We start from the raw sequence: 12716 nt of genomic DNA on the forward strand, positions 1-12716 counted from the left end.
TCAGCCCCCCCTTCGCGGGGACGATCTGGAGGTAGATCGCCGTGAGGACCATGTTCACCGCGAACAGGAGCATGAAGGTGATGACGACGGACTGGTTGACCGCGTCGCCCACCCCCTTGGGGCCGCCGCGCGGGTTCAGTCCCCGGTAGGCGGCGACGATGCCCGCGATGAAGCCGAAGATCAGCGCCTTGAGTTCACCGATGTAGAGGTCGGGCAGCTGAGCGAGGGCGGAGAAGCTGGCGAGGTAGGCACCCGGTGTGCCGTCCTGCATGATCACGTTGAAGAAGTAGCCGCCGAGCGTGCCGACCACGGACACCAGCCCGTTGAGCAGGACGGCGACGAACATGGTGGCCAGCACGCGGGGGACGACGAGGCGCTGGATCGGCGAGACGCCCATGACCTCCATGGCGTCGAGCTCCTCGCGGATCTTGCGCGAACCGAGGTCCGCGCAGATGGCGGACCCCGCGGCCCCGGCGATCAGCAGGGCCACGATGAGGGGGCTGGCCTGCTGGATGACGGCGAGGACGCTGGCGCCGCCGGTGAACGACTGGGCGCCGAGCTGTTCGGTGAGGGATCCGACCTGGAGGGCGATGACCGCGCCGAAGGGGATCGAGACGAGGGCGGCGGGCAGGATGGTGACGCTGGCGACGAACCAGAACTGCTCGATGAACTCCCGCACCTGGAACGGGCGGCGGAAGATCGCCCGGCCGACGGCCAGAGCGAGGGCGTACAGCTGCCCGGTCTGGCGCAGCGGGGCGAGGAGTCGCGAGGGCCGTCTCTGCTTCGGTGCCTGCGCCCGCGCCTCCTCGGCGGCCGGCACGGGTGGGCGTACGGGCAGTGGTGCCGTCATCGGCGCCCACCGTCCAGGGTCGGCGTGTAGCTGTTCAGGATGGCTGTACGGGCGGCCTCCGGCAGCTGGCCCATCATGGAGAGGACCCGCTCCCGGCGGCGCAGGGCGGCCTGCCGGACGGGCAGCCCGGGTGAGGGCTCCAGCTGCGGTACGACGGTGCGGGGCCCGGCCGTGTGGCCGAAGCCGTTGGTCTGCTCCGCTGCGAGGGTGGCCGCGTCCTTCTCCTCGGACATGCCGATGGGGCCTTCGCGGCGTCCGGCGAGGAACTGCGAGACGACGGGCATGTCGCTGGTGAGCAGGACCTCGCGCGGGCCGAAGGTGACGAGGTTGCGGCAGAACAGCATCCCCATGTTGTCGGGGACGGTGGCCGCGATGTCGAGGTTGTGGGTGACGATGAGCATCGTCGCGTCGATCTGGGCGTTGAGGTCGATAAGGAGCTGCGAGAGGTAGGCCGTACGGACCGGGTCGAGGCCGGAGTCCGGCTCGTCGCAGAGGATGATCTGCGGGTCCAGGACGAGGGCGCGGGCGAGACCGGCCCGCTTGCGCATACCGCCGGATATCTCGCCCGGCAGCTTTCCCTCCGCGCCCAGCAGACCCACGATGTCGATCCGCTCCATGACGATGCGGCGGATCTCGGACTCCTTCTTTCGGGTGTGCTCACGCAAGGGGAAGGCGATGTTGTCGAAGAGCGACATCGAGCCGAAGAGGGCGCCGTCCTGGAACATGAGGCCGAAGAGTTTCCGGGTCTCCATGATTTCGCGCTCGGGGCTGTTCACCATGTCGACGCCGTTGATGAGGACACGGCCCCTTTCCGGCTTCAGCAGTCCGACGATGGATTTCAGGAACACGGTCTTCCCGGTACCGGAAGGCCCGAGCATGACGCTCACCTCACCGGCCGGCAGCGTGAGGCTGATGTCCTGCCAGATGTTCTGCTTGCCGAAGGACTTCGTCAGGCCTTCGACGACTACTTCGATACCCATCGACCCTCCCTCGAAGTGGTGGTGAACGACGTCATCTGTCAGCGCTCCGGCTCCGGTAAAAGCAATGGCGGCTCGTCACACATGCACCAGGAGGCGCACGTTATGTCCGTCGAAACCGCGAGGACAAGCCGTTGAACAGCGGAAATCGCCGGACTTTGATCTCTGCGTGGATCACTTGTCACCGATTGACAAACCCGCCCGGCGGCCTTGTCGGAATCTGCGCAAGCTCTCCCGGTGCACCGGGGTCCCGCGGCCCAGGAGGGCCGGAGCCACGAGACACCGGCGGCCGGGAGAATCCCGCCCCGGTGGGAGGGTTCGGGACCGGAGGAACTCCCGGAGGAATCCCGGGTCAAGAGGGGCGCGACCGGGACTCCACGTGCGTCGAACAAGCAGGTACGGACGCGTTTCCGAGCTGCTCAAGCGGGACGCTACGGGCCGGTAACCTAAGTCCGCAATAGCACTTCACGAACTTTCTCCGAGGTAATTGCAGCGCACCGTTTTCTTATGCCCCGGTGAGTGATCGGGCCGCGAAACCTGTCGAAAAGTGAGGGCCTCCGGGCCGAAGCGGCAGGCGCTCGGCAGCCGGTCCGGACATGCCGAAGCCCGCCCCGACCAGGGTTCGTCCGGTCGGGGCGGGCTCATGGGCGGTCAAGGGCCGGGGCGCACGAAGTGACAAGAAACCGGAGACGGCGGCCCGTACTCTCCGACGGCTACTTCACCGCGGAGTGCCAGCTCTCGGAGAGCTCCTTGCCGGCGTTGGGCACCGACACACCCGGAGCGGTGAGACCGGCCGTGTAGGTCTTGGCGTCGTTCAGGACGAGGTTGTTCGTACCGGCCGCAGCGGGCAGGCCCACCTTGAGGTCGATCGCCCAGCTGAGGATGCCACCGAGACCGCAGCCGCCGGCCTTCGGCACGGAGAACTGGCTGTCACCCTGGGCCGCTCCGGACAGAGCGATCTGGATCATCGACCCCTCGTCCGGGTTCGCCGTGCCGTCAGCGTTGAATCGCGAGGCCGCGAAGTTGGGGGCACTGATGTTCCCGGGACGCAGAAGCACCGGGTTGCTGCTGCTTCCTATGTAGCACTTGGAGCCGAGCAGCGGGTTCTCGAGACGGATCTTGACAGGCAGCTTGACGATCGGCCCGGAGGAGATCCCGGCGACCAGGCTGAAGTCGGTCGGCGTACCGGCCGACTCGACGGTCGCGGTCACCTTGTTCAGGGTGGCGTTGGTGATCTGCCCGCAGACGGCCGAGACGACCGGGACATTGCTGGGGCACATGATGCCGAGGAGGCCACCGGGGATGGTGGTCTTGCCGCTGATGATGGACCCGGCCGCAGGCGGAACGACCGTGTAGGTCCCCTCGGCCGGGTGCTGGATGACTCCGAACTGAAGATTCGTCGAGCCGGTCGTCGCCTCGGTGTTGCCCAGCTTGATCGTCCCGTTGGGCGAGGTGGACGTCACGCACAGGGGAACGTCGGTGTCGCCGTCCGTCGCGAGCATCGCGGGTGCATCCACCGGACAACGGTCGAACGGAGCCCAGGAGCCGTTGAGCTGGGTCGCTGCGGCGGTAGCGGCACCGGCCGGCGATGCGGTCAGGGGCATGACCAGCGCGGCGGACGCGGCGACGGCTCCGCCGGCCTTGATCCAGGTCTTCGAGGCAGATCTCATGGTTCCCTCAATTCGTGAGGTGGGTCGGGGGGTTGCTGTCTTCGGTGCGGTGGGTCGGTTCGGCCGCAGGTCAACGGCTCGCTTCGGGCACGTCCGCCGGCCCGTAGGCGTCCGTGCAGACGCCGCCGGCACCGGGCGTGTGCTGCGCGGGCGCACAAGGAGCCCCCTGCACCTGTTTGACATAGCCGGGCGCTCCGGAGAGGGACGCGGTGAAGACGTTGTCCAGGTCCTCGTCGGCACCGCACCCGCTGAAGGGAGGCAGTGTCACCGCCCCGGTCAGCTCGCCCCCGGTCGCCAGGGTGTACCCCACCTGGACTCCGTCCTTCAGAGTCATATGCCCTTCCAGTCTCAGAGTGAAGGGTTCGCTGGTGCGGCAGTTGTCACCCACGTCCAAGGGAACGCCGTTGACCTCGACGTCACGGAGCCTGAGCATCAGCTCGAGAGTCACCACCGTCACGGCCTTGGTCGAGCCCTCGGCGATATTGATCGCCAGGTCTGACTTGATGTTCGGAACGCGAGTCCCGTCAGGGTTGGTTTCCGGGGGGATCTGCGTCATTTCCAGGGTCGCGGTCGTCGGCATGAATCCGAAGGTCAGAAAGGTGCCGGACGCAGGAGGAAGCTGTGGTTTCCCCTCGTGGTCGAGATCCACCGCCGAGTCCTGGTACACATGCAGGAATTCACCATCGGGCACGATCCTGCTCTCGCCCTGCGTGATCCGCGCACAAGCCAACGGGAATTTGGTCGCCCCCTTGAGTTTTGCCACGTTCGCATAGCCGGTGACATAGGCGATCATGCTCATGTCCTCACTCGGATCGCCCACACACGGAGGCGCGTCGGCCGCAGCAGGCTGGTGCGCCGGAGCTCCGACCTCCGGGAGGTCGTCGTCTCCGCCTGTCACCTGCTCCTCGGGCCAGGACCCGGTCGGAGTGGGCTCCGCCCCCGCCTCCCCACCCTCGTCACTCACGGGCACCTCTGCCAGCGTCGCCTCCTGCCCGGCGTCCAGCGCGCAGCTCAGGGCGAGGGCCGGCGGCACGGCCGGTGCCCCGTCGGCCTTCTTGAGAGCGAGTTCCACGGAGAGGTCGCCCGCTTCGAACGCCAGGTCGCCGGGCACCTCGGGCTTCACGTAGGGGACGCTCCCCGACGTACTCAGCGCCAGGTCGCCCGCTTCGGGAACCGGTACCGGCTCGGCGGTCTTCCCGATCCACTCCGTCCGGGCGCGCTGATCCCCCTGGGCAACGCCGACCGAGAGTTGGGCCTCCGCGCTCACAGTCGCCGCTCCGGAGTCGGAGAGTGCGGCCGGCACGCCCTCGGGCAGCGTCAGGTCCAACCCCAGGTCCTCGGGCTGGATCGCCTGTCCTGCCCGAGCGGACTCGGGAACCTTCGCGGTGACGTTGACCTTCACCGACTGCTCACCCTCCGGAAGGCGGCAGGTGTAAGCCAGTTCCGTATCGACGTCCTGCACACCGGCGGCGGCCTGCGCACCGGGGACCATGCCTCCCAGCAGCACCGCGGTGGCCACTGCGGCGCCCCGTGCCGTGCGCCTGCGTGCTCCCGTCGTACGAGTGCCTCTCACTGACGATGTCCCCTTTCGGACCGGTCGGACGGTGCATCGCGTGGCGGGTGTACTCGCCACGGGCTCCTTGATCGCTCAGGACTGGCCTGCACCCGGATCAGGGGGTGTACACGATGCTCGGCCTGGTGGTGCCGCCGCTCGGCGTGGTCACCGAGTACAGGGCTTCGTACACCCAGTTGTCGCCCACGGACGCGAGCCCGGCCCACCCCGCAGAGGCTGTACCCACGGTGAGCTTGTAGGTGCTGTCGTCGAGCAGCGGGTGCCGCGAAGGTGACGGCAGCGACGGTGGCACCCGCCGCCGTCGCGAGCTTCCTGAGACAGCTGCGCACGCCGGCTCCTCCGTCTCGGTGACGAGTTGGTGGGCACGGAGATCGCACGGCGGGCGGACCCCGCCGTGCGATCCCTGCTCATTTCATTCCTGAGTGGCTCGTGGCACGGATCAGGGCGTGTACACGATGCCCGGCTTGATGGTGGTACCCGTCTTGACCGCGTTGTACTTGGCGGTGTAGGTCGGGTGCTGGCCCACGGCCGCGATGCCGGAGCAGCCCGGGGTGACGGTGGCGACGGTCAGCTGATACGTGGCGTTGTTGCCGATCGTGAGCTGACCGCTGGTGTTGTTGTAGCCGGCCGTGACGTCGCCCGTCACCGTGAAGGTGCACGTGAGGACCGTCAGCGTGGCCTTCACTCCGGCGATGTAACCGTTGGTGGTTCCGGCGCTGTAAGTGTTCGCCTTCAGCTGCCACGCCGGGGAGGTGTTGGCGGTCGGTGTCACCGGGCCGAACGGACTGGTGCACCCGCTCCAGGTCAGCGGAGCGATGGTGCCGACCGTCACGTTGGAGGTACCGGAGGCGGTCGCCAGCACGGCGCTGGCCGCCGATGACGTACACGTCAGCGGGATACCGTTGAGGCTGAGGGAGACGGTGCCGGAGTTGGTGGCCGAGACCGCCACCGGCGAGGGCGCGGGGGTGACGGTCCAGGTCGGAGCGGCGACGCCGGCGGTGGCGGTCGTTGTGCCGAGCGTGACAGCGGCTGCGGCTGCACCGGCCGCGATCGCGATCTTTCTGAGGGAGTTGCGCACAGTGAGTTCCTCCGATTCGCCAGTGCGGGTGCACTGTTGCGGGGAAGGCACCCGAATTCCTGCAAAGGCGCAGGGAGTGCCGCGATGAATCGTGTTGCGTGGGGGCCGTGCTGCGCTTTCAGCCACACACGTTCTGTGACAGGGCGTGACGTTACTTGCGGGAAACTTGGAGCACAATCCCGCCGGTCAAGATTGGTTGGGCAAGTTTTTTTCCTCGTCAGTACGTCACTAATTCGCCTGGCGCACTTGTCACTTCCTGCGCAATATCCCTGCGGAAATGCCGCGTTGCCGCCCGCCCCCGGCTCGACGCCACCACCGCCCGGAACTTCCGGAGAAGATCAGAGGATGCCGAGGAGAGTCCGGAGACATCCCTCAGGACAGCCGGTGCGGCGGGCGCCGCGACACCCCGCCGACGCCCTCGGTGCGCCCACGGCCGAAAACATTGTCCGGAAGTGAGCATTTACGGCCCCACCTGCACCGGAGCCCCACAACAGGGCCACGTTGTGTGCCCCCTGCACTTCCATCCTGTCCAGGCGGTGGGCACCCCGCCCGACTTGGTCTATCTTCGGCGCCGATGTTGGTATACACCTGTCGGTCCGTGGGAGCGCTTTCCCCCACACGTTCCACCCACTCCGGGCCCAGGAAGCAAGGGGACGGTCATGTCGAGACTCATCCAGCCACTGGACACCGGAGATCCGCTGGGGCCCCTCCCCCAGGAGTTCGCCGCGATCATGCGGCCCGAACTGCCGAGCCTGATCAAAGAGATAGGCATGGAAGTGACCCGCGCCTATCCGGAATACGCGCGTCTGCTGAACGGCCCCAATGGGACATCCATCCGCATGGGCGTCGAGCAGAGCCTTTCCTCCTTTGTCGACCTGGTCGCCGAACCCTCGTCCCCCACGGTCCTGCGCGACGACATGTGCCGGAGATTCGGCAGGTTCGAGGCCTACGAGGGCCGCACCATGGACGCGCTCCAGGGCGCTTATCGATTGGGTGCGCGGGTCGCGCTCCGGCGGGCGAAGAAGGTGGGCCGGAGTTACAACTTCTCGCCGGCGCTGATGCTCAGCTTCGCCGACGCGCTCTTCGCGTACGTGGACGAGCTCGAGTCGCTGTCCCGCGAGGGCTATCTGGAAGTGCAGGCCCAGTCCGACCAGCAGAGCGAGGCGGTGCGCCGGCGGCTGCTGCATCTGATCCTCACGGGCAGGCCCGTACCCCGTAGCGCCATCGCCGAGCTGTGCGAGCAGACCGGCTGGACGCTGCCCGAGCAGGTCACGCTCGTCGCCGTACGCGCCCCGTCCGGCCTGGACCGGATCAGCGCGGACCACGACGTCCTGATCGACCCCGCCGATCCGCAGCCGCACCTGCTGGTTCCCGGGCCGATGGACGACGCGCGCAGGGAGATGCTCGACCGGACGATCCCCGGTGGTGGTGCGGCTATAGGGCTGACGGTGCCGACCGCGCTCGCCGCCGACTCGATCCGCTGGGCCCGGCGTGTCCTCGAACTCGTCGACGCGGGGGTCATCGACGACGCGCCGGTCATCCTCTGCGAGGACCACCTCACCACGCTGTGGCTCCTGTCCGACCCGGTCCTCCTCGACCAGCTCGCCGAGCGTGAACTGGCCGCGGTCTCCGGCATCAGCGCCACACGACGCGAGCGGCTGATCGAGACGCTGCGGATCTGGCTCGACACCCGTGGCACCGCCGCCCAGATGGGCGAGCTGCTGGATGTGCATCCTCAGACGGTCCGCTACCGGATGCGCAGCCTGGAGGCCATCTTCGGCGACCAGCTCACCGACCCCGAGAGCCGCTTCTCGACCGAAGCCGTGCTGCGCGCCATGCAGTTACGGGCTCGCAGCGGCCAGTCGCTGAACTGAGGGAGCATCACACGCCGCGCACAGAGTCAACTTACTGCCAGGTAACGCGAAATAGACGGTCAGTCCCAAACGGTTGCGACACGGAGACGTTCTCAACAAGAAACCCGGAACTGCGTCCCGTTACATAGGGAGGAGCGGTGGCCCACCGGCCGCCGCGAAGCGCCACCTCCTGGCCAACCATCCGAGAGGGAACCCCCACATGACCGCCTCGCACCTCCTCGTCCCCGTGCCGATCCCGGACCGGGTCGCCGCACTGATCGGGTCCTGCACTCCGCCGCACATCCTTCAGGCGGAGTTCGACGCCGACTGCGCCGCTCGCGAGGTGCGCAGGTTCCGGGGACCGAGGCTCGGCATCGAGGACCAGGCCGACCGCGAACAGGCGCTGTCCGAGCTCGCCTGGGCCAACAAGGTGCTCTCCGCCCATCACCCTCATCTCGCGGTGCGCCACGACAGCGCCTGGTGACGCTCGCCTGCTTGCGCGGGGGCGACGGCCGACTTACCTTACTCAGAAGTAAGTTTACTCTGAAGTAAGGATTTGGCGTGGCCGACAACAGCAGCGGCAACCTCACGGACGAACTGTCCGGGCTCGACTTCGGTGCCGTCTCCCCGGAGGAGTTCGCTCGGATCGTCAAGGGCCTGTCCGCCAGGCAGCTCGGCGAGGTCATGCACGGTGACCTGCGTGCCCGGGTGCTGAGCGAGGTCTTCGGCCGGATGCGGCAGCAGTTCCGCCCGGAGGCGGCGGGCGGGCTGACGGCCCTGATCCGCTGGAAGATCACGGGCGAGAGCGAGGAGGTCTACGAGACCTCCATAGCCGACGGCACCTGCACGGTGAGCGCGGGCCGCTCCGACGCCGAGCCCCGTACGACGCTGGTGATGGGCGACGCCGAATTCCTCAAGCTGGTCTCCGGTAACGGCAATCCCGTGACGATGTTCATGATGCGCAAGCTGAAGGTCGCCGGTGACGTCGGCCTGGCCTCGGGCCTGACCCGCTACTTCGACATCCCGAAGGCCTGAGCCCGTGAGCTACTTCTCCCTCGCCCTGACCGAGGAACAGCGGGACCTGCGGGAGTGGGTTCACGGCTTCGCCGCCCAGGTCGTGCGCCCCGCGGCGGCCGAATGGGACGAACGCGAAGAGACTCCGTGGCCGGTCATCCAGGAAGCGGCCAAGATCGGGCTGTACGGGTTCGAGTCGCTCGCCGACATGTACGGGGACCCGAGCGGACTCTCCCTCCAGATCGCCAACGAGGAGCTCTTCTGGGGCGATGCCGGGATCGGCATGGCACTGTTCGGCACCTCGCTCGCGGTCGCCGGGATCTTCGCCTCCGGCACGCCCGACCAGCTCGCCGAGTGGGTCCCGCAGTGCTATGGCGACGAGGACGACCCGAAGGTGGCCGCCTTCTGCGTCTCCGAGCCCCAGGCCGGGTCCGACGTCTCCGCGATGACCACGAAGGCCCGTTACGACGAGGCCAAGGACGAGTGGGTGCTCTCCGGCCAGAAGGCGTGGATCACCAACGGCGGGATCGCCGAGATCCACGTGGTGGTCGCCTCGGTCGACCCCGCGCTCGGGGCCCGCGGCCAGGCGGCGTTCATCGTGCCGCCCGGCACGGAGGGCCTGGTGGCGAGCCGCACCATCAAGAAGCTCGGCCTGCGCGCGTCGCACACCGCGGACGTGTTCCTCGACGACGTCCGCGTCCCGGGGCACTGCCTGCTGGGCGGGAAGGAGAAGCTGGACGCCCGGCTGGCGCGTGCCCGTGAGGGCGGCACCGCCAAGGGCCAGGCGGCGATGGCGACCTTCGAGGTCAGTCGCCCCACCGTGGGTGCCCAGGCGTTGGGTATCGCGCGCGCCGCGTACGAGTACGCGCTGGAGTACGCCGGTGAACGCGAGGCCTTCGGCCGGCCGGTCATCGAGAACCAGTCGATCGCCTTCGCCCTCGCCGACATCCGTACGGAGATCGAGGCCGTGCGCCTGCTGATCTGGCAGGCGGCCTGGATGGCCCGCAACGACCGGACCTTCGACGCGGGCCAGGGCTCCATGTCCAAGCTCCGCGCGGGTGAACTCGCGGTCTCCGCGACGGAGAAGGCGGTCCAGATCCTCGGCGGCGCCGGGTACAGCAGGGAGCACCCGGTGGAGCGGATGTACCGCGACGCCAAGATCTACACGATCTTCGAGGGTACGAGCGAGATCCAGCGGCTGGTCATCGCCCGGGCCATTTCGGGGCGTCACATCCGCTGACAGCGGGAGCCGGACGCGGCATGATCGTGCAGTGCGGCAGACCGCGTGGGGAGGCGGGTCCGCCGTGCCGGTCACGCCTCCCCGACGGAGGTCCCATGCGACGCGCACTCCTTGCCGCGACCACTCTCGGAGCCGTGGTGCTGGGAACGTCCCCGGCGTCCGGGGCCGACGGGTGGGAGCCGGCCCCGACCCCTCCGTACGATCTGCCGGCCGGAGCCCGCTGCGACGTCCCGGTCCACACGGAGCCCGTGGTGGACGAGGTGGTGCAGCGGGTCCTGGACCGGCGGCCGGACGGCTCCCCCTCCCGGGTCGCCTACCGCGGCGACCTCGTCGTCCGCGTCACCAATACGGACACCGGCGCCTTCTACGACGCCGATGTCAGCGGCAGCGCGATCGTCGACCACCACGCGGACGGTTCGCAGAAGTGGTACGTCGTCGGCCCCGTGCTGGCGGGCGTCGGCGAGAACGCCGGGAACCTGGCGCGGGGTCTGTACGTGCTGGACGGTGTGTACACCATGGACATCAGCGCCACCGGCTACAAGTCGGTGCGCCTGGTCCACGGGTCCGCCGACGACGTGTGCGCGCGGATCGGCTGAGTCCGGACCGCCGGTTCAGTCGCCCGTCATCCCGTCGGTCCGCTCCCGCAGGAGATCGGCGTGGCCGTTGTGGCGGGCGTACTCCTGGATCATCAGCACGTAGACCGCGCGAAGGCTGAGGCCGACCTCGGGCGTGGACATGAAGGTGTCGTCGAGAGCGCGCCCGGCCACCGCCGCGTCGCATGCCGTGATCTCGGCCCGGTATCTCCCGAAGTCCCTCTCCGCGTCGGCCGGGTCCACGCCGTCGAAGCCCTCGTCACCGTCCGACGGCCCGGTGAAGACATCGCCGACGGGCTCGCCCGCGAAGCTGCGCCGGAACCACCACCGCTCGATCTCCGCCATGTGGCGGACCAGACCGAGAAGGGTGAGATTCGACGGCTCGACGGTCGCCGTCGCCAGTTGCGCGGCGTCGAGACCGGCGCACTTGGCCAGCAGGGTCTCCCGATGCCAGTTCAGCCATCCCTCCAGCAGCTGGCGCTCAGGCAGCATGCCCAGAGTGCTCAGTGACGTGGTCCGCTCGGTCCGCGGTGCCGTCCACGTCATGCGCCCACTGCTCCGACCGGGGTGAAGCGCACCGGGAGCGATGCCGGGCCCCGGGTGAAGACGCCCTCCTCGGCCGGGGTGAAGCCGTCGGCGAGCCGGAGGGCCGGCATAGCGTCGAGCAGCTGGTTCACCCCGGTCTCGACCTCGGCCCTGGCCAGCAGGGCACCCACGCAGAAGTGCCGGCCCAGCGCGAACGCCAGGTGGTCGGCGGCCGCGGAGAACGCCGTGGTGCTGGTCAGGTCGTCACGGAACAGGTCGAATCGGTCCGGTTCGGTGTAGCGGGCCCCGTCCCGGTTGGCCGAGCCGATCAGACAGGTGACGGTGGCACCGGCGGGGACGGTACCCCCGGACAGCTCCACCTCCCCCGCCGTCTGGCGCATGATCATGTGGACCGGCGGGGTGTAGCGCAGCGTCTCGGCGAAGGCCCGGTCGATCAGGGACCGGTCCCGCTGTACTGCGGCGAGCTGCTCGGGGTGTGCCAGGAGATTGGCGAAGACCGAGGCGATGGCCTTGTCGGTCGTCTCGCCGCCGGCCGCGAGCAGCAGACTGCAGAACGCCTTGATGTCCTCGTCGCTCATCCGTACGCCGTCGACCTCGGCGGCGCAGAGCGCGGAGAGCAGGTCGTCCCCCGGCTCCTCCCTGCGCCGCTGGATGACGGGGATCATGTACTCGGCGAACTCCTGGCGGGTCCGCTCCCCCGCCGCCGTGACCGCGGGGTCGCCCGCCAGGTTGCCGAGGAAGGCGATGACGTTGGTGTACCAGCCGTGGAAGCGCTGGTGGTCCGCCCTGTCCAGACCCAGCATGTCGGCGATGACCAGGACGGGGAAGCGGGTCGCGAACGCCTCGACGAGGTCCGCCTCCCCCTTGTGCCGGAAGGTGTCGATGAGCTCGCGGGCGTTGCGTTCGATGACGGGCAGGAACTTCTCCTGGAGGTCGGCGCCGCGGAAGGCGGGGGCGACCAGGGCCCGGCGTACGGCGTGTTCCCTGCCGCTGAGCTGGAGGATGGTGCGGCCGTGGACGGGCTCCAGCTGCCAGTCGTAGTTCTCGGTGGTGAACTCCTGCGCCCGGTCCTTGAAGACGCGCTCGACGTCCTCGTAGCGCGAGACGAGATAGCTCCCCGTGGCCTCGTGGTGGATCAGCGGGGCGCTCTCGCGCATCGTCCGGTAGGCCCCGTAGGGATCGGCGGCGAAGGCGGGCGAGAGAATATCGGGCGGTGAGAACGCCTGGGACACGTGTGACTCCTGTGGGGCAGAGATCAGGGGCTTCATTTCCATGAACGGGCAACACCAGCAAGGCTATTGACCGTCAGCCGGATAGCGCAC

At 68.5% G+C, this 12716-nt stretch carries 12 protein-coding genes and 1 pseudogene; 5 read left to right on the top strand and 8 right to left on the bottom strand.

Annotated features, from left to right (window positions below):
* Positions 1-4 precede the first annotated feature (4 nt).
* The 6 genes and pseudogenes from ACIBCU_RS12310 to ACIBCU_RS12335 form a co-directional block, all read right to left on the bottom strand.
* A pseudogene (locus ACIBCU_RS12310) lies at positions 5-850 on the bottom strand (MlaE family ABC transporter permease); the annotation flags it as partial.
* On the bottom strand, positions 847-1830 hold the full coding sequence (locus ACIBCU_RS12315; RefSeq protein WP_362940202.1) for an ATP-binding cassette domain-containing protein: 984 nt from the start codon (positions 1828-1830) through the stop codon (positions 847-849). The gene ACIBCU_RS12315 and the pseudogene ACIBCU_RS12310, both read right to left, overlap by 4 nt.
* Before the next feature lie 710 nt (positions 1831-2540).
* Complete coding sequence (locus ACIBCU_RS12320; protein WP_362940199.1) at positions 2541-3497, bottom strand: hypothetical protein; 957 nt, start codon at positions 3495-3497, stop codon at positions 2541-2543.
* A 70-nt stretch (positions 3498-3567) separates the two neighbouring features.
* Complete coding sequence (locus tag ACIBCU_RS12325) at positions 3568-5016, bottom strand: DUF6801 domain-containing protein (RefSeq protein ID WP_362940196.1); 1449 nt, start codon at positions 5014-5016, stop codon at positions 3568-3570.
* 151 nt (positions 5017-5167) lie between these two features.
* A complete protein-coding gene (locus tag ACIBCU_RS12330; RefSeq protein ID WP_362940194.1) occupies positions 5168-5296 on the bottom strand; it encodes a hypothetical protein in 129 nt (42 codons plus the stop codon).
* Positions 5297-5509: 213 nt separating this feature from the next.
* A complete protein-coding gene (locus ACIBCU_RS12335) occupies positions 5510-6148 on the bottom strand; it encodes a hypothetical protein (protein WP_362940192.1) in 639 nt (212 codons plus the stop codon).
* Positions 6149-6807: 659 nt separating this feature from the next.
* Between ACIBCU_RS12335 and ACIBCU_RS12340 the strand changes: the two genes are divergently transcribed.
* The 5 genes from ACIBCU_RS12340 (at position 6808) to ACIBCU_RS12360 (ending at position 10851) form a co-directional block, all read left to right on the top strand.
* Complete coding sequence (locus tag ACIBCU_RS12340; RefSeq protein WP_362940190.1) at positions 6808-8022, top strand: helix-turn-helix domain-containing protein; 1215 nt, start codon at positions 6808-6810, stop codon at positions 8020-8022.
* A 199-nt stretch (positions 8023-8221) separates the two neighbouring features.
* Complete coding sequence (locus tag ACIBCU_RS12345; RefSeq protein WP_362940187.1) at positions 8222-8485, top strand: hypothetical protein; 264 nt, start codon at positions 8222-8224, stop codon at positions 8483-8485.
* Positions 8486-8562: 77 nt separating this feature from the next.
* Positions 8563-9036, top strand: a complete 474-nt coding sequence (locus tag ACIBCU_RS12350) for an SCP2 sterol-binding domain-containing protein (RefSeq protein WP_399231020.1) — start codon at positions 8563-8565, stop codon at positions 9034-9036.
* A 4-nt stretch (positions 9037-9040) separates the two neighbouring features.
* Positions 9041-10255 carry an acyl-CoA dehydrogenase family protein gene (locus tag ACIBCU_RS12355; protein WP_399231022.1) on the top strand — a complete coding sequence of 405 codons (1215 nt, stop codon included), beginning with the start codon at positions 9041-9043 and terminating at the stop codon, positions 10253-10255.
* A 95-nt stretch (positions 10256-10350) separates the two neighbouring features.
* Entirely contained in the window at positions 10351-10851 is a 501-nt protein-coding gene (locus tag ACIBCU_RS12360; RefSeq protein ID WP_399231024.1) for a hypothetical protein, read from the top strand.
* Positions 10852-10866: 15 nt separating this feature from the next.
* Here ACIBCU_RS12360 and ACIBCU_RS12365 read toward each other — a convergent pair whose 3' ends face one another.
* Together ACIBCU_RS12365 and ACIBCU_RS12370 are read right to left on the bottom strand one after the other, a co-directional pair.
* Positions 10867-11394, bottom strand: coding sequence for a DinB family protein (locus ACIBCU_RS12365; RefSeq protein ID WP_362940175.1), 528 nt, complete (start codon positions 11392-11394; stop codon positions 10867-10869).
* Complete coding sequence (locus ACIBCU_RS12370; RefSeq protein WP_399231026.1) at positions 11391-12626, bottom strand: cytochrome P450; 1236 nt, start codon at positions 12624-12626, stop codon at positions 11391-11393. The genes ACIBCU_RS12365 and ACIBCU_RS12370 overlap by 4 nt, the downstream gene beginning before the upstream one ends.
* Between the last annotated feature and the right edge of the window lie 90 nt (positions 12627-12716).

Source organism: Streptomyces sp. NPDC051064, assembly GCF_044455985.1.
Lineage (GTDB): Bacteria > Actinomycetota > Actinomycetes > Streptomycetales > Streptomycetaceae > Streptomyces.

What these genes read in the sequence shown, in the direction of transcription:
- ACIBCU_RS12315 (WP_362940202.1), bottom strand. Translation starts at nt 1,830, where the DNA reads ATGGGTATCGAAGTAGTCGTCGAAGGCCTGACGAAGTCCTTCGGCAAG.
- ACIBCU_RS12320 (WP_362940199.1), bottom strand. Translation starts at nt 3,497, where the DNA reads ATGAGATCTGCCTCGAAGACCTGGATCAAGGCCGGCGGAGCCGTCGCC.
- ACIBCU_RS12340 (WP_362940190.1), top strand. Translation starts at nt 6,808, where the DNA reads ATGTCGAGACTCATCCAGCCACTGGACACCGGAGATCCGCTGGGGCCC.
- ACIBCU_RS12345 (WP_362940187.1), top strand. Translation starts at nt 8,222, where the DNA reads ATGACCGCCTCGCACCTCCTCGTCCCCGTGCCGATCCCGGACCGGGTC.
- ACIBCU_RS12360 (WP_399231024.1), top strand. Translation starts at nt 10,351, where the DNA reads ATGCGACGCGCACTCCTTGCCGCGACCACTCTCGGAGCCGTGGTGCTG.
- ACIBCU_RS12365 (WP_362940175.1), bottom strand. Translation starts at nt 11,394, where the DNA reads ATGACGTGGACGGCACCGCGGACCGAGCGGACCACGTCACTGAGCACT.